Here is a 21477-nt window from a genome sequence, read left to right on the forward strand (position 1 = left end):
ATATATCAGTATTTTACCGTGTAAAATTGTGGAAAACTAGCGCTAAAATTGATCTCTAAAAATAATTATTAACATTCCAAATTTATTTCAAAAAAAAGAACAAAAAAAGTAGCAAACTTACTACCTATCAGTCCTTAAGGTCTAAATCTAAATTAACCAAAATAATAGCTAATTACAATCTTTAGTTCATATATTTTTAATATTAAATTTATAAGAATTTAAAGCCAACTTAACATCATTGTCAGAGGACTATTAAAGTTATTTACGCACAACCTTAAAACAAAAATCAATGCGGATTATAGGACAGAAAAAAACAAATTGTAACAGATGAGATGAGTTCTAAATTCAAACATCCCTACCCTTGAAAAATGAAAAAGGAGATCAAAATTGATCTCCTTTTTCATTTTTCAAATGTATAGCTCTTATCCGACCATTGAGCTGGTCAATTTTCCATTGCAAAGTTTTTTGGCTTCTGATACGATAGCATCAGCATCGTAGTGAGCATGCTTCCACTGTGCATTTTGTTCAGCATGCTCAATGATCTTATCCGGAATACCCAAACGAACAACCTGGCTATGATATCCGTGATCGGCCATAAACTCCAATACAGCCGAACCTATGCCCCCCTGTAAACTTCCATCTTCAACCGTGATAATTTTATCAAATTTCTGAAAGACCTGATGAAGCAAAGCTTCATCCAATGGTTTAGCAAATCGAAGATCATAATGCGCTGGATGTATTCCCAGTTCATTTAACTGCTGTACCGCTTTAACAGCTTCATTTCCTATCGCTCCAAAACTTAAGATAGCAAGCTCCTCACCTGCTGATATAAGACGCCCCTTTCCTATTTCTATTTCTGTAAATGGGCGACGCCAGTCTGGCATAACACCATTTCCTCTAGGATATCTAATAACAAACGGACCTTTATTGGGTAACTGCGCTGTATACATTAAATTTCGTAACTCTTCCTCATTCATCGGCGCAGAAACCGTCATATTTGGAACACAGCGCATAAAAGCGATATCATAAGCGCCATGATGTGTCGCACCATCCGCACCGACCACTCCCGCACGATCCAAACAGAAAACAACATTCAGATTTTGTAATGCAACATCATGGATGACTTGATCATAAGCGCGTTGCATAAACGACGAATAGATATTACAGAATGGTAATAATCCCTGTGTTGCGAGTCCCGCACTGAATGTAACTGCATGCTGCTCAGCAATACCAACGTCAAATGCACGGTCAGGCATAGCTTTCATCATAATGTTCATGGAAGAACCAGAAGGCATTGCAGGCGTGATCCCCACAATCTTATCATTTTCTTCCGCAAGCTCAACTAAAGTATGTCCAAAAACATCTTGAAATTTAGGTGCTACCGGTTTATCATTCAAAGACTTCTTGATCTCACCCGTAATTTTATCGAATAGACCTGGAGCATGCCATTTCGTCTGATCTTTTTCAGCTAGCGCAAAACCTTTTCCTTTGATGGTGACGGCATGCAATAATTTAGGCCCCGGTATATGCTTAAGGTCTTCAAGGGTCTTAGCCAATTTCTTGACATCATGCCCATCAACCGGTCCAAAATATCTAAAATTTAAAGATTCAAAGAGATTGGCATTTTTTAATAAAGTTCCCTTTATGCTTTTTTCCAATTTTTTGGCAATACCAAGTGCATTTGGACCAACTTCCGAAATCTTGGTCAATACAGCTGCGATATCGTCTCTAAAACGATTATAGCGCTTGGAGGTTGTTATACTTGTCAAATACTCCTTCAATGCGCCTACATTAGGGTCAATGGACATGCAGTTGTCATTCAGAATAACCAAAAGGTTTGATTTCGAAATACCGGCATGATTCAGTGCTTCAAATGCCATTCCACCAGTCAAGGCACCATCACCGATAACCGCGATATGCTGACGATCCTTTTCACCCTTTATTTGGGAAGCGACCGCCATGCCTAATGCTGCAGAAATAGATGTTGACGAGTGTCCAACACCAAATGCATCGTATTGAGATTCAAAACGGTTAGGAAAACCCGAAATTCCGTTCTCAATTCGATTTGTATGAAATATATCGCGACGCCCCGTTAGGATTTTATGCCCATAAGCCTGATGACCTACATCCCAAATCAATTGATCGTATGGGGTATTCATTACGTAATGTAACGCCACCGTTAACTCGACGACTCCCAAACTTGCTGCAAAGTGACCACCATTAACCGAAACCTGATCAATAATAAATTGACGTAATTCCTGACTTAACTGTTCTAATTGGTCTTCCTTTAGCTTTTTAAGATCAGAGGGATCGTTTATTTTACTTAATAGTTCTCCAGCCTCAAACTGCATAGTACTGCTATTTACATGATATGTTCGTACAAAGTAACGACAATTTTATTTAATCTTTAAAATAAATCGCATTTACATATTGATGAACAACAAATAAAATAATGAATAGTTTGTATCGAAGTTATTCCAAAAGATTTTATATGTAAATTTGTATAAGATATGCAAGTAGAAGAAGGCTACGAAATCAAGCTTCCTCAATTTGAGGGACCTTTTGATTTATTATTATTTTTTATCGAACGGGATGAACTAAATATCCACGATATACCGATTTCAAAGATTACAGATGATTTTTTATCGTATGTGAGCCAAATGCAAGCGCTCAATATGGAAATGGCAAGCGAGTTTATCTTTGTTGCTTCTACACTGATGCGTATCAAAGCTAAAATGCTATTACCTCGTCTGGATCTGGACGACAATGAAAATGAAATCGATCTTAGAGAAGATCTTGTTCAAAAACTTATTCTCTATAAGCAATTTAAAGAGACCTGTGAAGAATTGAGAGTCTTGGAAGAAAATCGTCTCAAACTATACAGCCGAGGCAACATACGCTATGATATCCAACAAAGACTAAAATTAGATTCTACCGGAGAAAATTTGGATAGCTTCGACCTCTATGGTCTAATGATGATTTACGAGCAAATGATGTATCAATTCCGTAATCGTCCCCCTGAAGTAACCCATACAGTTGTCAAATATCCATACACCATTGAACAACAGAAGAAAGCAATTGCCGAACTGATTGAAATCAATAAAAAATTAGATTTTCAAGAAATTCTTAAAAACTCAGAAAATAAAATACAGTTCGTCTATAACTTTTTAGCGATTCTCGAAATGCTCCAGCAGCGATTATTACAGATCGAAGTGGGCTTAGGCTATAACAATTTCAATGTAGGTGAAAGAGATCCAAATGAGACGGAGGAACTCCTGTTTGAGGAGGAAGAAGCATAAAAAAAGACCTGTTTTGAACAGGTCTTTTTCGTATTAATCTTTTTTCTTAAATGCATTCCAGCCTTGTGCCGTTATCGGATAAAGATTCCCAGATTTGGAAATCATCTCACAACCTTCCGATCTTGGCGTCATATAACCAATAATACTAATATCAGGTAAATTCTTAATTTTATCGTGATCCGATTGCGCTATTGTAAACAATAACTCATAGTCCTCACCACCATTAAGTGCAGCTACGGTTGGATCAATGCCAAATTCCCGCCCCGTATCATAAGTCATCTGATCCAATGGAATTTTTTCCTCATATAATCGGCATCCTTTATCTGATTGTCGGCAAATATGAAGAATTTCAGATGCAAGCCCGTCCGAAATATCCATCATCGCTGTGGGCTTGATCCCTAGCTTGGCAAATAATTCAACAATGTCTTTCCGGGCTTCAGGTTTCAATTGGCGTTCAACGATATAATCCTTTCCTTCCAAATCAGGTTGTACATTCGGATTTTCTAAATAAATCTCTTTCTCACGTTCCAAGAGTTGTAAGCCCATATAAGCTGCACCGAGGTCACCGGACACACACAATAGATCTCCTTCCTGTGCTCCACTACGATAAACGATCTGATCTGCATCAGCATAGCCTATACTTGTCACAGAAATAACCAGCCCCTGTGCTGAAGCCGAAGTGTCACCCCCGATTAAATCGACATTATACTTCTTACAGGCAATCAAAGCTCCTTGATAAATTTCCTCTACGGCTTCTAATGGAAATTTAGAGGACATACCGATTGAAAAGGTAATTTGAGAAGCTATTCCATTCATCGCATAAATATCGCTCAAATTGACTTGAACAGCTTTATAACCTAAATGTTTTAATGGTACATACCTAAGATCAAAATGAATCCCTTCCAACAATAGATCAGTCGATACCAAAGTCTTCTTACCTTCGAAATCTAAAACAGCCGCATCATCCCCAATCCCCTTCACAGTGGATTTCTCTGTCAATTCAACAGCCTTACTTATATAATCAATCAGTCCAAACTCGCCCATTTCCTCTAGATTGGTCCGCTCGGTATTATCAAAATCAAACATGCTAAAAAGTTTAAAAGTTTAATATAGGTAATGCCGGATAATCATCTTTGACTGATGCATTAAGATGGCATTACAAAACAAGTATAGCTATAAGTCCAATGAATTTATATGCTTATCCAGCTAAGCGTCTTAATTACAAGCTAGGACAAACATTCATAAAAATTGTTTGTATTACGTTAAAAATCAATAATCTACGATAGCTAATCGTAGCAAAAATACAACAAATCTATAGTCCTAAGCGCGCTGATATTTCCAACATACGTTCAATAGGACGTTGTGCACGAAGAATCACATCCTCAGGAAGAAGAATTTCAGGGGAATCATACTTTAGACAGTTGTATAGCTTTTCAAGCGTATTAAGCTTCATATGCGGACAATCATTACATGCACAGGCATTATTAGGAGGAGCAGGAATAAAAGTCTTATGTGGACTCGCTTTTTGCATTTGGTAAAGAATGCCTGATTCTGTAGCAACAATATAAGCCTGGGCTTTATCTGTTTGGGTAAATTTAAGCATTCCAGCAGTCGATCCCACATAATCAGCTATCGCGAGTATATGATCTTCACACTCTGGATGGGCAATAAACTTAGCCTCGGGGTGCTCGCTTTTCAAACGGTCAATTTTATCTTGAGAAAAAATTTCATGCACCATACAAGCTCCATTCCAAAGTACCAGGTCACGTCCTGTTTTCTTCTTAACATATGCACCTAGGTTGCGATCTGGACCGAAAATGATTTTCTGATCCTCAGGAAGACTTTCAACAATCTGAACAGCGTTGCTTGATGTGCATACAATATCTGAAAGAGCTTTCAATTCAGCCGTACAATTTACATAGGTAATCACCAAATGATCAGGATATTGCTCTTTAAATTTAGCAAAAAGATGTGGTGGGCATGAATCTGACAATGAACAACCGGCTTTAGCATCTGGCAAAAGAACCTTCTTAGTCGGTGAAAGTATTTTAGCCGTCTCAGCCATGAAATGTACTCCAGCAAAAACAATTACATCTGCATCGGTTTTCGCAGCTTCCTGCGATAAGCCAAGACTATCTCCTATATAATCTGCTATATCTTGTATTTCAGACTCTTGATAATAGTGAGCCAAGATGACAGCCTTCTTTTCTTTCTTTAAGCGTTGGATCTCTTTAATCAAATCCAGTGAGGGATCAATCGGAGCATCGATATAACCTTTTGCTTGAAGCTCATAATTTACAATTTCCATGCGAGTAGTTTCAACTTTTATGAACAACAAAAATAAGCATTGTTATATATATAAAAGTCAATTAAAAGCAAATTAATCAAGTCGTGGTAATATACCTCTCGCTTCCATTTGATCCATTAGTAGATTATAGTGAATAAAACACTGATATAAAACCTATTATTAATTAGTAACAGATTACAACGTGTTTGCTAAGTCGAGCTCATTGGATAATGTCAGTTTGTAAATTTGATCGAACAATGGTAACTTTTGTCCAATTCCATGATTTTGTAGAACTGACAGCAAAATATGTATTGATCATGCAAAATAAACATTTACAAGCATTAATAGTTAAATTAATTTACATAAAGTTTAATTACACAGTATTATGCCCATATAAACTCTTTTAGACTTGGATATTTGGAAAACTATTCAAGCTCTTCGTTTATACCAAAAACTGAAAGGGTTTATTTCACATTATTTCGATCTTCGAAAATCAGTTTCATCCATAACTTACTTTCGTAGCCTAAGAAACGTTTTTAGGCATATTACAAAACAATGAAAAATATGGCACAAAAGGAAGCTTTATTTATTAACATTTCAGATAAGAAAACGTTTTTGAGGCCGTATAGGATAGATTAATAAATCTTGGATTGATGTATAATTTTATATCAAATTCTCAGCGGGTTTATTTTGGCAAATTTTGAGAGAATTGTGTATACGTGCAGCACTGAAAGCATAAAAATAGCACCGAAAATGAAATAAAGGCTCTTAGAATCGTCTATAGCATATTTTATCACTGCCTAACCAATATATGGCATTCTAATCGCGAGTAGCTGAAGTTTATATATTCTCATTTGCCAACTCATACAGCAACGATGACCAGCGTAGGGCCAAAATCAATTTTCCTAAATCATAATACGCCTCAAATAACCAATAGAAGGCATTATTTCCAAAATAAACCCGTCGAGAATAGCATATATAAGTATTATTAGCCTGTAAAAATGAATATAGGAATATAACAGGGATAAATTTATCGGATCAGGCCTAATAGGGTTGAATAAAATAATTCAGAATAAACACGATAAGAATTAGATATTTATAAAAAGATCAAATGAGTCGAGTAGAAGCGACTTTAAAAGGCACTAATTCCCGCAAATTGAAATCCGACTAAAATAATGTGTATAGTATCCAAAATAAACTGGATGAGAATTAAAAATTGACCGCTGTGATCTAGAGTAGTGCTTTTATTTAATTCTAAGAAGCTTAATAAAACTTTTTTTGCTATCTAATTATAGGAAATTTTACAGCAATCACAAATTCAGTCGAAATAACACAAAATAAAGTTATTAATACCTTGTATCTGGATAAAAATCCTGTAAATAGCTCTATTCTAAACTCAATATAACACAATCGGAGCGTATATCCCGCTAGAATAATCATCTGGCAATAACTATCGCATAAAATACAATAAACTAAAAATATATAACTTAAAAGATATTAATTCATATAAAATAAAAATAAATTATTCAAAATTTAGGCAATTATAAAATTTGCGGATTATAGTACTTGACATTCAAATACATAGATAATATTAAAAAAAAATACTAAATATGCAACTGATAAAGCGCTTTAAAAACGACAAACTCGCTTAGAATTAAATATCCCATACAAATAACGAATCAACAAAATATATTCAATCTATAAGAGCTTTATTTTAGAAAAATAAACCCTGAGAATGATCTAAAAAATTGCCAGATAGCAATAATCCAAAATATTCTAATGTCACTGATCTAAATTTGGATATTTCCTCCATTTAGCCAATGTTGGGCTGCAAATATAGTAAGATTGTTTGTTCTGCAATAAATTATTTGAAGAAATTATCTGCATTCCAAAATTATTAACAAGTCAATCTTCGAATTTCACTTAGATCTTAAAAAATTTACTATTTAAGGCCATAGAATGTATTAAAAAGCCCTGAAAACAAATTTTTAAAAAATATCCAATTCTAAACAGGTATATTTTTAAACAATCGCCTTGAGATTCTGTTTAAAATTCAATCCCGCGAAAACCAAACAAATATCGTAGCCAAATCTGAATATAAACACGCAGATCCAGGAATAAAAAATTCCAATAACCAAATACCTCTCAATTTCCATTTTTGAAAACTTTGCTGATAAAGTACAGAAATTTTTGACGCCAATTTTACCTCGTTGAGAAAGCAAAATTCACATATTTTTGAAAAAAATACGCAAATAAGCAAACCTCAAATAGTTTAAAATCCAAATATCAAAATCAATTAAATTGCCTTTTTCATATCAATTTTAAAAGCAAAGATTAGCAACTATTAGAATTCAATAAAAGAATTTATCTGCTCTAAAGACAGAAATATTAAAATCTCATAGCATCCAAATTAGAATTAAAACTTTTCTGATCCGATTTCTATCGGTTACAAAGCGATAAAATTGAAATAAGATCCCAAACGGGAAAATATCCAAGTATAAAACGACTTAAACCTATATTTTTTTTAAAAAAATTATAAATAACGCGCTGAAACTAGATTAAATCCATATACAAAAAAAAATAAAATAAATAGTCAATCCTAAAGCGCTTTAAAAGTCAATAGGAAATTTAAAAAATAAAATAAACTCAATTAGAATTAAATATTTCAATAGGGGACTTTATAATTCCCGAATATCGAAATCTAACCGCTTCTAATCGAACTTGACAAAACTAAACAAAGATTTTCGAACGTATTCCACAATCTTTTTTTTCAATAAATACTAATTATTTAAGATAGAAAATCTCTTATTGTTTATTATGGTGTGGAAAAGTGGTATAAATTAGGTTATTTCGATTTTGATTTTAGGTTTTTATAGAGTTTTCAACAATTTTTCAACAGAATTTATTCATTAAAGACCTGATTTTTAAAATTCTAAATTATCTTATTTTTTATTTTCCATATATTTTTGTTGAATAGTTTTTGTTTAGAAAATGTGGAAATCTCTAGATTTTTGTGCGGAAAAATTTTAGAAATAAGGCTTGCAAATAGGGGATTTGTGAATTGTTAAATACTTTTCATTTTTATTTAACCTTTTATTTACACGTTTTCCACATTTTTCGTTAATTTGAATCGTCACTTTTGGGGATAGTTTGTGAATTTTAATTTATATGGCAGATAGAAAGGTAGATTTTTTGGTCATTGGATCAGGTATTGCTGGATTAAGCTTTGCTTTAAAAGCATCGAAATTCGGTAAAGTATTGATAGTCACTAAGTCCAATGAGGATGAGTCTAATACAAAATATGCGCAAGGGGGAGTGGCTGCCGTTGTGGATAAGTCAGATAGCTTTGAGAAGCATATCATTGATACTCAGATTGCTGGGGATGGTTTATGCGATGTTGAAATTGTGGAAAACGTAGTAAGAGAAGCACCGGAACGGATTGCAGAACTTATTTCATACGGCACATCATTTGACAAGGAGGAATCGGGGTTATATGATCTGGCAAAAGAGGGGGGACATTCCGCTCATCGTATTTTACATTATAAAGATATAACTGGCTATGAAATTGAGCGTGCATTATTGGCGCAAGCACATAGTGATCCCAACATTGAAATCGTAACGCATTACTTTGCCATTGATTTGATTACACAGCATCATTTGGGGGAATACGTGGATAAGAACAGGGAAGACATTACCTGTTATGGAATTTATGCTTTTAATACCTCATCACATTTAGTAGATAAGATTTTGAGTAAGGTTACTGTGATGGCTTCTGGAGGAGCAGGGCATGTTTATTCAAGTACAACAAATCCAACTATTGCGACTGGAGATGGTATTGCTATGGTGTATCGGGCAAAAGGTAAGGTACGTAATATGGAGTTTATGCAATTTCACCCTACTTCTTTATACAATCCAAAGGACTCTCCTGCATTTTTGGTATCTGAAGCCGTACGTGGATTTGGGGGTATTTTAAGAAGGATCAATGGTGAATCTTTCATGGAGGAGTACGATGAACGTGCTTCTTTGGCACCAAGAGACATCGTTGCTAGAGCTATTGATGCCGAGATGAAGAAATCTGGTATAGATTATGTGTACCTTGATATCACGCATCGGAATAAGGAAGATATTATCAAGCATTTTCCAAATATTTATGAAAAGTGTCTTTCGATCGGACTGGATATGGCGAAGGATTTTATACCAGTTACACCGGCTGCGCATTACCTCTGTGGAGGCATTTATGTAGATGATTTTGGACGCAGTAGCCTCGTTAACTTATATGCTTGCGGAGAGTGTTCTTCTACTGGCCTACATGGGGCAAACCGATTAGCTTCTAATTCACTTCTTGAAGCGCTTGTTTATGCACATCGTATTTTCCTGGATGCCACAAAGTCGATAGGATTGATTAACCATATTGTTGATGTCCCCGAATGGGATGACTCTAAAACCTCTCTTTCAAATGAGGATATTTTGGTAAGTCATAATTTACGCGAGTGCCAAAAGATTATGAGTGACTATGTTGGCATTGTCCGTTCCGATTTTAGGCTTGAAAGAGCTCTTAAACGGCTACATCTCTTGTATGAGGAGACCGAAGAATTTTATCGAAATACAAGGCTTTCTGTTAAACTGTGTGAATTACGTAATGTTATTCAAGTAGCTTATATCGTGACAAAATCAGCTATGTTACGGAAAGAAAGTAGGGGATTGCATTATACAACGGACTATCCGAAACATTCGGAAGTATTACAGGATACAATTTTTTAAGGAATATGGCACTTATTTTATCTGTTTTGGATAAATCTCCGGTGATAGCCGAAGAATGCTTCTTAGCACCCAATTCAACGATTGTAGGCGATGTGGAGATTGGACATAACTGTTCGGTATGGTTTAATGCTGTCATACGCGGAGATGTCAATTATATTCGTATCGGTAATTATACTAATATTCAAGATGGAGCGGTTATACATTGTACCTATAAGAAATGCGGTACTACGATCGGAAATTATGTAAGTATAGGGCATCAGGCTATGGTACATGGATGTATTTTGGAAGATCATGTACTCATTGGTATGGGAGCTATCGTTATGGATAATGCGATTGTTGAATCGAATGTTATTGTAGCAGCTGGTGCAGTAGTTTTGGAAAATACTCGTTGTGAATCGGGATTTCTATATGCTGGAGTACCTGCCAAAAAGATAAAAGCACTTACTGAAGAGCAGAAAGATCTATTGCAGAAACTACCACATAATTATGTTCTGTACAGTTCCTGGTTTTAGCTTAATCGAATTAGCAATATTAAATAAGTTATTTTAGAATGGCCTCAATTAATTTTTTTTGAGGCCACTCAATGAAAAACTATCTTTCTGTTCCCAATTAGCACGTATCGTAAATACTTTATTTAGATATACAACAGGTTCAGGAAAAGTTTTCTTTTCGACATCTCCAGTGTCCCAGATTCCATTATTATTGTCGTCGCGTATCACACGTATACTATACTTTCCTCCAGGATACTGTTTGTATACAACAGCCGGGTTGTTCATGTTTATTTTGTCGACGCGATAGACCTTATCTTTTTTCTCATTGATTAACTCAACCAAATAGGTTGTATTGCTATCTAGATCTGTAAAATCAAATGTCAGATCCCCATAGTTTTCACTATCGTCATAGGTCAAATCGAGCTTTTTCTCTTTGTTTTGTTCGCCAAAATAGCCTGTTATAGCGCCTTCTGTAAACTCGATTTGGTACTTTTTCTCTTTTCTCCAATTATAGCGAATATGGTAGATATTGGTATTTGCTGTATCTACGGCTAGTTGGTAATTGGTCCGGACCAATGAGTCTTCTTTGAATTTTAACTTGGTTTTATCGATATTTTTGATCGGTGTGAAAGCAGATACCTGAAGGTGTGTAATTCGATCGACCCGTCCATTATTTGGCGTAAAAATAGGCTCGATTGTGTGCTCTATTTTTACATTCCCTTTTCTAATGAGAATGGTATCCAATGGTCTTTCATTTTCTGTCAGAACAAGCTTTAGGGAGTCTATTTTTAAATTTGGAATAAACAAAGTAGCCGAGTCTGATGTCTTTGAAAAACGTACTTTTTTATCCTTGTTGTTTACTTCGTCATTTAGGATATCAAGTTTGGGCTTGTCGACTCTTCTATTAAAAACAAGAAGTATACTTCCATTTTTTTCAAATTTCTTCTCTTGGGTTCTAAACTTTTTTGGGATTCCTTTGAAGATCTCCAAGTTGATATTGCTTAGGTCTCGCTCTAGCACGATAGAGTCTTTTAGGAAACCTATTTCTTCATCAGCACCATTATAGATTCTATCGTTATTTTTTTCTTGAAGTGCGTAAATGCGATAAGTTCCCTCTCTTAGATTGTTTAGTTTATAGTTACCTGCAGTATCCGTTGTCGTGAATATATTCGCCTTCTTTTTACCAAAAATCGAGTCTTGGCTAATGGGGATCAACAAGACTTTAACATCCTTTTGGACCTCTTTCGTTATAGCACTTTTTACATTACCGGATATACTGAGTGAATCTATTTTATCTCCTGTCGCGAATACGTAAGCATAATTGACCAATGCATTTCCAGCGTTATAATCAACTAGTCCTTTACCGAAGTATATGCTGTAGGTTGTATTCTTTTCTAGGGAATCAGGTAAGGTAATTTCTAGATTTTTTTTCTTCACCTTGAATTCTGGATTGCTCCCCATGTCTGGCGTAATACTGAATTCCTTTTGTTGATTTGCCAGCTTGATATACTCGTCAAACGTGATCACTATTTTTTTAGCTGTAAAATTCTTCGAAAAATTCGTAGGGCTTTCCAATAGTATCTTCGGAGGAATAGAATCTTTTGGCCCCCCCGTGGGCTGTTGTATGCTCGCACATTGTATGGACAAGCCAATAAGCATAATAAACATGCTTAAAATAAGTAATCTTGTTTTTAAGCTACTTTTTAGCCTTTCTGAACCACTTTTATTTTCTCTTAAAGAAGTTGTCATAAAAAATAGAATATTGTCTTAAATCGCTTATTTTAAGCTTTGTGATGTTTAGTGTATAAGTATTTGACTTTCAGTTGTTTAACTCATATAGACCATCAATACCGTAATATCAGAGGGCGAAACGCCTGAGATTCTTGAAGCTTGCCCCAGTGTACGTGGTTTAACTTTAGATAACTTTTGTCTTGCCTCAATTGATAGCGATGTTAATAGGCTGTAGTCAAAATCAGGATTAATTTCTCTATCTTCCATCTTCTTCATGCGATTGACAATTTCCATCTCTTTATCGAAATAGCTTTCATATTTGAGATTGATCTCTGCTTGTTCGATGGTATCATTATCGAATTGGGAGACATAGTGTGCAAAGCCTTCGTCTCCTTTCAGAATATCTTGGATACCAACTTGTGGTCTTGCAAGAACATTACTCAACCTTGTTTTTTGTGAAAGTGCGCTTGAGCCAACTTCGGCTAATACGGTATTCATCTTTTCGACATTGGTCGAATTTTGTTTGAGATACTCAATTATTTTATTGGAGTTATCAATTTTGTCTTGCACTTTTTTGAGTCTTTCTTCTCCTACCAATCCCAATTTGTAAGCTAAGGGGGTTAGGCGAATATCAGCATTATCTTGGCGTAAAAGTAGACGGTGTTCTGCTCTTGATGTAAACATGCGGTACGGCTCTTCAGTTCCTTTTGTTACGAGGTCGTCGACCAATACACCTATATAAGATTCGGATCGTTTTAGAATAAGTTCCTTATCATCATTGATGCGTTGATGCGCATTTATCCCGGCTAGGAAACCTTGAGCAGCGGCTTCTTCATAGCCAGTTGTCCCATTGATCTGTCCTGCGAAAAATAGATGTTTCACCAATTGGGTTTCTAAGGTTAGATCCAATTGCATTGGTGGAAAGTAGTCGTATTCTATGGCATAACCTGGGCGGTACATTTTCGCATTTTCAAAACCTGGGATCAATTGCAAAGCTTTCAATTGTACGTCTTCTGGCAATGAGGTGGAGAATCCGTTGACATAAATTTCTACTGTTTTGAAGCCTTCGGGCTCTACGAATATCTGATGTCTTTCACGCTCGGCAAAACGATTTATTTTATCTTCTATTGAAGGGCAATAGCGTGGTCCCAATCCTTTGATACGTCCCGTAAACATGGGTGATTTTTCAAACCCAGTGCGTAGCATTTCGTGGACCTTATCGTTTGTATAGGTAATCCAACAACAGCGTTGTTCAGTTGGTATTTCTACATCTGTATAGGAGAACCGCCCTCTTTTTTCATCGCCCCACTGTTCTTCCATTAATGCATAGTTGAGGCTTCTTCCATCAATACGTGGTGGCGTTCCTGTCTTCATTCTTCCTGATTCGAAACCAAGGGAAACAAGTTGCTCGGTTAAACCTGTGGCAGCCTTCTCTCCTGTTCTACCGCCTCCAAATTTCTTGTCCCCAATGTGAATTACACCATTTAGAAAAGTTCCATTGGTCAGTACCACGGCGTCCGATTCTATTTCGATTCCCATCGAAGTGATGACACCGCAAGCTTTTCCGTTTTTTACGATAACTTCTTTTACGGTATCTTGCCACATATCTAAATTAGGAAGAGACTCGAGTTGTAATCTCCATTCTTCTGCAAACCGCATTCGGTCATTTTGGGTCCGCGGACTCCACATGGCAGGACCTTTCGAAAGATTTAACATTCGGAATTGAATGGTTGATTTATCTGCTATGATACCAGTATATCCGCCCATAGCATCAATTTCTCTTACTATCTGTCCTTTGGCTACTCCACCGATAGCGGGGTTACAACTCATTTGCGCTATTACTCCCATATTCATTGTGATGAGTAAAGTGGACGAACCTAAGTTAGCTGCTGCCGCCGCTGCCTCACATCCGGCATGCCCCGCACCAACGACAATTACATTATATTTTTTAAACATTTTTCTATTCTTGTTCCACGTGAAACGTGGTGTTTTTATTTCTTTGTAAATTTACGTTTTCTTTGTGTTCCACGTGAAACCTCTGATGAAATTTTACATAAAATCAGCAAGATATAACCATCGTTCGGATTTATCGTCTATCTGTTTTTGGATAGATTGAATTTCTTCCGCTAAGGAAGAAAGTTTTAGATGATCTGTTACCTGGTTTAGTTCCTCCGTTTTTAACGCTACTTGTGTTTCCAGTTTTTCGATTTCTTCTTCTAGTTTGTTATATTCCAATTGTTCCTTGTACGAGAGTTTTTTCTTTTCCTCTTTTACAATTGGCTTTACCTGTTCCTGGGTTATCCTTTTTTGTTTTTCCTTTTCTAATTTTTGGATTTCTTCCTGTTCAAGTTTAAAGTCGGCATAATTTCCGTTGTATATCTGCACGATCCCCTTTCCTTCAAAAATGAAAAGTTGATCCGTCAATTTATCTAATAGATACCTGTCGTGTGATACTAATATGAGTACTCCTTTGTAGTTGTCAAGAAAATCTTCCAGCACGTTTAATGTATCAATGTCCAAATCATTGGATGGTTCATCCAGAATTAAGAAATTTGGATTCTTCATTAAAACACGCATTAATTGAAGTCTTTTTTTCTCCCCCCCACTTAATTTGTTAACGAAACCAAATTGTTTTTCAGGAGGAAATAAAAAGTGGGTTAGCAGCTGTGAAGCCGTGATTACTTCGCCATTTGCCATTTCAATATAGTCTGCTATATTTTTTACAACATCTAATACTCGATCGTTTTCATTTACTTCCAATCCGCCCTGTTTATAGTAGCCATATACTGTGGTTTCCCCTACCGCTATAGACCCTTTATCAGGTTTTTCTTCTCCCGTGATTAAATTAAGAAAGGTTGATTTTCCAGTACCATTTTTTCCAGCTAGACCAATACGATCACCTTTTTTAAAGGTGTATGAAAAATCATGTATGATTTCTTTTGCTCCATAACGTTTGGCAACATGTTCTAGTTCGAGTATTTTTGAGCCCTGCCTGCTTACTTTCACACTGAGTTGTACCGAGTCGTTTCCTTTAATTGCTTTAGATTTTTCTTCCAAGTCATAGTATGCTTCAATACGTGATTTGGATTTGGTACCACGTGCCTGTGGTTGACGACGCATCCACTCCAATTCACGGCGAAGTAGGTTTCTGCTTTTCTCAATCATAACCGCATCAATAGTTTCACGTTCGGCCTTCTTTTCTAGAAAATAAGAATAGTTACCTTTATAGGTAAAGAGATTGCCCCTATCCAGCTCTCGAATTTCCGTACAGATATTATCCAAGAAGTAGCGATCGTGCGTTACTAAAAGAACGGTTTTGCTACCTGTTGTTAGTAGTTTTTCAAGCCATTCAATAGTCTCTATATCCAAATGGTTGGTGGGTTCATCTAATATATAAATATCCGGCTCGTCTATCAAAAGCTTGGCTAGCGCAAGGCGTTTTCGTTGGCCCCCTGATAAACTTTTGATATCTTGATGGAAATCCATAATGTTTAAACGATTAAGAATCGTCTTAATATTATGCTCATACTCCCAGGCATTCAATGAACTTATTTTTTCTGTAAGATCTTCTAATTTTTTCTGATCGATATCGGTTTCCAATAACAGCTCCTCGTACTCACGGATAAGACGTTGTTGATCGTTGTCTGTACTATAAATAAAATCGTTGATTGATTTTAATCCTGTGAAATCAGGATCCTGTTCTAAGAAACCAATTTTTATACCTTTTTCTTTTACAACTTTTCCTGAGGTTGGTAAGATTCGCTCTGCTAAAATGGCGAGTAAGGTTGATTTACCTGTGCCATTGATTCCGACCAAGGCCACACGTTCTCCCTTTTGGAGACCGAAATGTAAATCTTTGAAAAGCCATCTATCATGGAAGGAATGGCTTACTTGTTCTGTAGCTAAAATACTCACGTTATATCACCCTAAATTATATTCAGTCAATTTACACGCCAAAACACTACCAGTAGGTTTCTTCTCTTGGTAGTTTATATCGTGTTGATAATCAATATTTTAGTTATATTTCTATTGATTGTCAGTTATTTATATATTGAATCAATAATCGTTTTGATTGCTGACTAATGTAATCTATTGGGTGGCATATGATCAAATGTTAGCCTTTGCCATTGGGTAAAATGATAATTCGAAGTCCCAAAGGTTCGCTTGTTCATTTGGAATGCTCGCAAAAATAAAGAAATAGTTTCTTATTCGATGCGAAAAAAGCTTCGTTATTTGATTAATTGGCAATAATGATACTGCCCTGATAAAATTAATTCAATGCGTAATCCGCTATCAGATTGAAACGTGGTATTTCAACTTGAAAGCTGCCGTTGTCCAGTGTTCGGATCATATTATAATATCCTTCCATGAATCCGAATTCGCTATTGAGATTGCAACCTGAGGTGTATTGATGAGTCTGACCAGGTTCTATAATAGGTTGTTCGCCTACTACTCCTTCTCCAGATACCTCCCTATAGTCTCCTTTTGCATCAAAAATTTTCCAATAGCGACTTATCAATTGAACCGTGTAATCGCTGAGATTTTCTATGCTGATATGATAAGCAAACATGAAATGTTCACGGTCCGGATTCGAATACTCCGATTGATAGATGGTTTCAACCGAGATTTTTACGCCTTCTGTAATTTGTGTGATCATTTGAATGATGTTTATTGTTGCAATGAATATTTACGCTAAAATACTAATAATGAGTTTAAAAATCTAAATTATAATCATTTTAAAAGGTTAAATAATGCTAAGTTTAAAATTAGTATAGCCAAATGGACCTTAATTAGTAGGTTTGTATTATGGCAAATGGTATCTTATATTTAATTCCTGTTCCATTGAGTGATGACGCAGCTTTCCAGTCATTTACTCCGTATTTAGTGGAAACAATCAATTCATTGGACGAGTATATTGTAGAGAACGAAAAAACGGCGCGCAAGTTTCTAAAACTTGCAGGTTTAAAGATTCCGCAGAGCGAATTAACGATCCATGATTATGGAAAACATGTGCGGGACAAGGGAAATATAAATGATTTTTTCGAAGGCTTGAAACAAGGCAAAAGTGTTGGATTAATGTCTGAGGCGGGATGTCCTGGTGTTGCTGATCCTGGAGCTTCTATTGTAGCGCGGGCACATCAATTGGGTATTAAGGTAGTTCCTCTTGTTGGACCAAGCTCTATTCTACTGGCACTTATGGCTTCCGGATTTAGCGGTCAGAAATTTGCCTTTCATGGTTATTTGCCTATCGATAAAATTGATCGAGCTAAGGAGATTAAAAATCTCGAACAGCAATCAGCACGTGAAAAGCAGACGCAAATTTTTATTGAAACTCCATTTAGAAATAATCAGCTTTTAGCCGATCTACTAAAAATATGTAAACCTTCCACCTTACTCTGTGTTGCGTCAAATGTAACAGCTGCCGACGAAAATATACAAAGTTTGACAGTTGGTGAGTGGCGAAAACGATCGTATGATTATCATAAAAAGCCGACTATATTTTTACTTTACGCATGATGTTTTTAGAGGTCTCCCCTACCCTATTTTCATTGATGAAGTTTAATGATGAAATTAAAAGCTGTTTTTGCATGAGTGAAGTATGTTTTAATAAAGTAAGTGAGTGCTTACATTTTGTTTTTTTTTTTTAAATATGTAAACCAGGGTATCAGAATAAATGCTGAATAGATTTTGTTAACCGTCTAGAATGATTTAATATATAACACGATGAATTACTGTAGATTATTGTCTATTATGTTTTTGTTTTCATTAGTTGGATTCAGTAAAGATCTTGCTGCACAGTCTTCTACATATGTTATTGTCCATGGAGCTTGGGGTGGTGCTTGGCAGTTTAAAAATACGGCGGTTGAGTTAGCTAAAAAGGGAAATGAGGTGTACCGCCCCACACTAACAGGCCTGGGTGAGCGTTATCATTTAGCAGATACTTCTATCCGATTACAAACGCATGTCGATGATGTTGTGAATACGATCCTGTTTGAGGATCTCCATGATATTATATTGGTCGGACATAGTTATGGTGGGATGATTATCACGGCTGTGGCAGATAGTCTTCCGGATAGAATCCGTAAATTGGTTTACTTGGATGCTATACTACCGGAGGATCAACAATCTGTAATGAACTTAATGGGTAAATCCAGTGCAGCAAATGGACTGTTAAAATTAGAAAAGGATGGTTATATTTTTCCTTTCTGGGTGAAGGACATTAAGAAGCTTCCTAGGGATGTCCCCCACCCGTTAAGAACAATGACAGACAAGATCAGTTTAAAAAATCCGAAACGACTTAAAATTCCAAGTACTTACATTTTGACTTATGAGGATGGCAAAACAATTGAGGATGATGATTTTTACCCGTTTTATAGGAAGGCAAAAAATATAGGTTTTAAAACAGTCGAATTTGTTGGAGATCATAATCCACAAATAAAAAAGTTGAAAGAATTAGTAGATTTGTTGGAACAGGAATAATAAATAAGCAATAAATAGTTCAATGACGCAAGAGGAATTAATAAGAGAGTTAAGTAAGCCTGAAGTAATTTATACCGCTATGGGTATTGTTGCCATACGTATTATCGTATGGCTTCTATTTGCAAATACAATTCGAAAGACATTAAAATTGGTCGCCAAAGAAAATAGATTAATGACGCCCAACCAATCGTGGTTAGCTGCAATTCCGCTGGTTAATATTTATTGGAATTTTCAGGTTGCTTCGCGTCTAAGGGATTCTTTGATCAATGAATTTTATGATCGAAAAATAGCTGTGGAGGAAAACCCTACGTTTAGGAAAGGATCGCTATATGCATGGATTTACCTGGCGACAAATATTCCGCTCCCACTTTCTATTTCCGGCGTACTGATCATTATGCATTTTGTGACATTGGCTAATTACTGGTTTGAAATTAACGCGAATAGAAGAATTTTAGAGGAACATAATAAATTTAGAGAAAAGGAGGTAATTGTAGACCATGAAAATTAAAGAAGTCATTGACTATTTGGAGCAATTGGCTCCTTTAGATTTGCAAGAGTCTTATGATAATGCTGGCCTTATTGTGGGCGACGCCAATAGAGAGATTACAAAGGTGCTCATTTCGTTGGACTGCACAGAAGATGTTGTAAAAGAAGCCATTGATAAAGGGTGTAATTTAATTATTTCGCATCATCCCATTGTATTTAGGGGGCTAAAAAAATTTAATGGGAAAAATTATGTGGAGCGTACGGTTATTAAAGCAATTGAACATAAAGTTGCATTATATGCCATTCATACGAATCTAGATAATGTTACCGGTGGAGTGAATACGAAAATTGCCGATAAATTGGGATTAGAAAATCAGGCTATACTGGAATCTAAAACAAATGTATTGCGAAAAATGGTCGTTTTTGTACCTAGGAGTCATGTTGAAGATGTCCGACAGGCATTGTTTGATGCGGGCGCAGGTAAAATCGGAAAACACTATGATCAATGTAGTTTTAATGCGGCGGGTTATGGTAGTTTTAGACCTTTAGAAGGGGCCGATCCTACCCTTGGGGAGATTGGTGTTCAAGAGCGTGTTGAGGAAACACGAATTGAGGTTATCTACCTGAAATCTATTGAAAGAAAGTTACTTTTGGCACTCTATGAAGCTCATCCTTATGAGGAAGTAGCTTATGATTTGTTTGATATTCAAAATACGGCTGCTGAAATCGGTGCAGGAATGATTGGAAATTTGGCTGAACCAATGGCTGAATTGGAATTTTTAGCTTATCTTAAGGACAAACTGAGGTTGAATGTCATTCGTCATACAGCCTTATTAGATAAAAAAGTTAGTCGTGTAGCGGTCTGTGGTGGCTCGGGGGGATTTTTACTCGATGCAGCCAAACGTTCTGGTGCTGATTTTTTTGTTACAGCAGACTATAAATATCATGAATTTTTTGATGCTGAAGGTGAAATCGTGATTGCAGATACGGGACATTTTGAGAGCGAACAATTTACGCAAGAATTATTGTACGACATTATTACGAAAAAATTTCCTAACTTTGCAACCTTAACAACAGAAATAGATACAAATCCTATAAAATACTACAGTTGATGGAACAAACCGTAGAACAAAAATTGAAAGCATTATGGCTGTTACAAGCCGTACATACTAAAATAGACAAAATTCGCCAAGTTCGTGGTGAATTGCCTATGGAAGTTGCAGATCTTGAAGATGAGATTGCGGGCTTAGAGACTCGTATTGAGAAGATCAGAATAGACTTAGACGATTTAGAAGATTCGATCGTTAAGCGTAAAAACATGATTAAGGATGCCCAAGCTGCTATCAAAAAATATGAGTCGCAGCTGAATGAGGTAAAGAATAATCGTGAGTACGACGCTATTTCGAAAGAAATAGAAATCCAAGGTCTTGAGATTCAGGTTTGCGAGAAACGAATCAAAGAAGCAGAATTTGAGATTCGTAACAAAACAGAAAACTACGATACTACTGTAGGAAATCTTGAGTATAGCAAAAGCGAACTTGAGGGAAAAAAGAAAGAATTGGAAACAATTACTTCTGAAACTCAAAAAGAAGAAGATGCATTGTTAGCAAAAGCTGCTGAGGCTGAAGCGAATATCGAAGAACGTTTGGTAAAGGTATACTACCGTTTGCGTAACTCGTTTAAAAACGGACTTGCTGTTGTTTCGATCGATCGTGATAGCTGTTCAGGATGTCATAATAAGATTCCTGCTCAAATGCAATCAGAAATACGTCAACGTAAGAAAATCATCATTTGTGAACACTGTGGTCGCGTTTTGGTTGATGAAGGAATTGTGTTAGAAATCGAACAAGAGTACGGTTTCTAATCCTCAATAGATAAAGGAAGGTCCTGCTGGAAAGCAGGACTTTTTTTTTGTCATATTTTTTATGCAACTTTGTTGATA

Annotated in this window: 15 protein-coding genes; 8 read left to right on the forward strand and 7 right to left on the reverse strand. The window is 36.0% G+C overall.

What is annotated here, in order from left to right; genetic code table 11:
- Positions 1–422: 422 nt before the first annotated feature.
- The gene (gene dxs, locus BGP15_RS04310; RefSeq protein ID WP_286709791.1) at positions 423–2351 is read right to left on the reverse strand and encodes a 1-deoxy-D-xylulose-5-phosphate synthase; all 1929 of its coding nucleotides are present in this window, start codon (positions 2349–2351) and stop codon (positions 423–425) included.
- Positions 2352–2510: 159 nt separating this feature from the next.
- Between dxs and BGP15_RS04315 the strand changes: the two genes are divergently transcribed.
- Positions 2511–3299, forward strand: coding sequence for a segregation and condensation protein A (locus tag BGP15_RS04315; RefSeq protein ID WP_286754207.1), 789 nt, complete (start codon positions 2511–2513; stop codon positions 3297–3299).
- A gap of 33 nt (positions 3300–3332) precedes the next feature.
- On the opposite strand, the gene thiL is transcribed toward BGP15_RS04315, so the two are convergent.
- Positions 3333–4385, reverse strand: coding sequence for a thiamine-phosphate kinase (thiL, locus tag BGP15_RS04320; protein WP_070562660.1), 1053 nt, complete (start codon positions 4383–4385; stop codon positions 3333–3335).
- A gap of 226 nt (positions 4386–4611) precedes the next feature.
- On the reverse strand, positions 4612–5607 hold the full coding sequence (gene nadA, locus BGP15_RS04325) for a quinolinate synthase NadA (protein ID WP_286768801.1): 996 nt from the start codon (positions 5605–5607) through the stop codon (positions 4612–4614).
- 3147 nt (positions 5608–8754) lie between these two features.
- Here nadA and nadB point away from each other — a divergent pair.
- Together nadB and BGP15_RS04335 are read left to right on the forward strand one after the other, a co-directional pair.
- Positions 8755–10347 (forward strand): L-aspartate oxidase, encoded by a 1593-nt coding sequence (nadB, locus tag BGP15_RS04330; RefSeq protein ID WP_046673171.1) that lies wholly within the window; start codon positions 8755–8757, stop codon positions 10345–10347.
- 5 nt (positions 10348–10352) lie between these two features.
- Positions 10353–10859: a gamma carbonic anhydrase family protein gene (locus tag BGP15_RS04335; RefSeq protein WP_286768802.1), complete on the forward strand. Its 507-nt coding sequence runs from the start codon at positions 10353–10355 to the stop codon at positions 10857–10859.
- 48 nt (positions 10860–10907) lie between these two features.
- Here the strand turns inward: BGP15_RS04335 and BGP15_RS04340 are convergent, their stop codons facing one another.
- The 4 genes from BGP15_RS04340 to apaG form a co-directional block, all read right to left on the reverse strand.
- Positions 10908–12587 (reverse strand): Ig-like domain-containing protein, encoded by a 1680-nt coding sequence (locus tag BGP15_RS04340; protein WP_286768803.1) that lies wholly within the window; start codon positions 12585–12587, stop codon positions 10908–10910.
- Between the two features lie 78 nt (positions 12588–12665).
- Complete coding sequence (mnmG, locus tag BGP15_RS04345; RefSeq protein ID WP_286768804.1) at positions 12666–14525, reverse strand: tRNA uridine-5-carboxymethylaminomethyl(34) synthesis enzyme MnmG; 1860 nt, start codon at positions 14523–14525, stop codon at positions 12666–12668.
- Positions 14526–14618: 93 nt separating this feature from the next.
- The gene (locus BGP15_RS04350; RefSeq protein ID WP_286768805.1) at positions 14619–16484 is read right to left on the reverse strand and encodes an ABC-F family ATP-binding cassette domain-containing protein; all 1866 of its coding nucleotides are present in this window, start codon (positions 16482–16484) and stop codon (positions 14619–14621) included.
- Positions 16485–16839: 355 nt separating this feature from the next.
- Positions 16840–17226 (reverse strand): Co2+/Mg2+ efflux facilitator ApaG/CorD, encoded by a 387-nt coding sequence (gene apaG, locus BGP15_RS04355; RefSeq protein ID WP_046673176.1) that lies wholly within the window; start codon positions 17224–17226, stop codon positions 16840–16842.
- 149 nt (positions 17227–17375) lie between these two features.
- Here apaG and BGP15_RS04360 point away from each other — a divergent pair, with 149 nt between their 5' ends.
- The 5 genes from BGP15_RS04360 to BGP15_RS04380 all read left to right on the forward strand — a co-directional run bounded on the left by BGP15_RS04360 (position 17376) and on the right by BGP15_RS04380 (position 21399).
- Positions 17376–18086 carry an SAM-dependent methyltransferase gene (locus BGP15_RS04360; RefSeq protein WP_070562678.1) on the forward strand — a complete coding sequence of 237 codons (711 nt, stop codon included), beginning with the start codon at positions 17376–17378 and terminating at the stop codon, positions 18084–18086.
- A 207-nt stretch (positions 18087–18293) separates the two neighbouring features.
- The gene (locus BGP15_RS04365; protein ID WP_112375164.1) at positions 18294–19049 is read left to right on the forward strand and encodes an alpha/beta hydrolase; all 756 of its coding nucleotides are present in this window, start codon (positions 18294–18296) and stop codon (positions 19047–19049) included.
- Between the two features lie 22 nt (positions 19050–19071).
- The gene (locus BGP15_RS04370; protein WP_201639951.1) at positions 19072–19557 is read left to right on the forward strand and encodes a hypothetical protein; all 486 of its coding nucleotides are present in this window, start codon (positions 19072–19074) and stop codon (positions 19555–19557) included.
- Positions 19547–20647: a Nif3-like dinuclear metal center hexameric protein gene (locus tag BGP15_RS04375; protein ID WP_286768806.1), complete on the forward strand. Its 1101-nt coding sequence runs from the start codon at positions 19547–19549 to the stop codon at positions 20645–20647. The genes BGP15_RS04370 and BGP15_RS04375 overlap by 11 nt, the downstream gene beginning before the upstream one ends.
- Positions 20647–21399: a zinc ribbon domain-containing protein gene (locus BGP15_RS04380; protein ID WP_070562689.1), complete on the forward strand. Its 753-nt coding sequence runs from the start codon at positions 20647–20649 to the stop codon at positions 21397–21399. The genes BGP15_RS04375 and BGP15_RS04380 overlap by 1 nt, the downstream gene beginning before the upstream one ends.
- Positions 21400–21477 lie beyond the last annotated feature (78 nt).

The organism is Sphingobacterium sp. 40-24 (assembly GCF_001899705.1).
Lineage (GTDB): Bacteria > Bacteroidota > Bacteroidia > Sphingobacteriales > Sphingobacteriaceae > Sphingobacterium > Sphingobacterium multivorum.

Excerpts from the sequence above, each read along its gene's own strand:
- dxs (WP_286709791.1), bottom strand. The coding sequence starts at position 2,351 with ATGCAGTTTGAGGCTGGAGAACTATTAAGTAAAATAAACGATCCCTCT.
- BGP15_RS04315 (WP_286754207.1), top strand. The coding sequence starts at position 2,511 with ATGCAAGTAGAAGAAGGCTACGAAATCAAGCTTCCTCAATTTGAGGGA.
- thiL (WP_070562660.1), bottom strand. The coding sequence starts at position 4,385 with ATGTTTGATTTTGATAATACCGAGCGGACCAATCTAGAGGAAATGGGC.
- nadA (WP_286768801.1), bottom strand. The coding sequence starts at position 5,607 with ATGGAAATTGTAAATTATGAGCTTCAAGCAAAAGGTTATATCGATGCT.
- nadB (WP_046673171.1), top strand. The coding sequence starts at position 8,755 with ATGGCAGATAGAAAGGTAGATTTTTTGGTCATTGGATCAGGTATTGCT.
- BGP15_RS04335 (WP_286768802.1), top strand. The coding sequence starts at position 10,353 with ATGGCACTTATTTTATCTGTTTTGGATAAATCTCCGGTGATAGCCGAA.
- BGP15_RS04340 (WP_286768803.1), bottom strand. The coding sequence starts at position 12,587 with ATGACAACTTCTTTAAGAGAAAATAAAAGTGGTTCAGAAAGGCTAAAA.
- mnmG (WP_286768804.1), bottom strand. The coding sequence starts at position 14,525 with ATGTTTAAAAAATATAATGTAATTGTCGTTGGTGCGGGGCATGCCGGA.
- apaG (WP_046673176.1), bottom strand. The coding sequence starts at position 17,226 with ATGATCACACAAATTACAGAAGGCGTAAAAATCTCGGTTGAAACCATC.
- BGP15_RS04360 (WP_070562678.1), top strand. The coding sequence starts at position 17,376 with ATGGCAAATGGTATCTTATATTTAATTCCTGTTCCATTGAGTGATGAC.
- BGP15_RS04365 (WP_112375164.1), top strand. The coding sequence starts at position 18,294 with ATGAATTACTGTAGATTATTGTCTATTATGTTTTTGTTTTCATTAGTT.
- BGP15_RS04370 (WP_201639951.1), top strand. The coding sequence starts at position 19,072 with ATGACGCAAGAGGAATTAATAAGAGAGTTAAGTAAGCCTGAAGTAATT.
- BGP15_RS04375 (WP_286768806.1), top strand. The coding sequence starts at position 19,547 with ATGAAAATTAAAGAAGTCATTGACTATTTGGAGCAATTGGCTCCTTTA.
- BGP15_RS04380 (WP_070562689.1), top strand. The coding sequence starts at position 20,647 with ATGGAACAAACCGTAGAACAAAAATTGAAAGCATTATGGCTGTTACAA.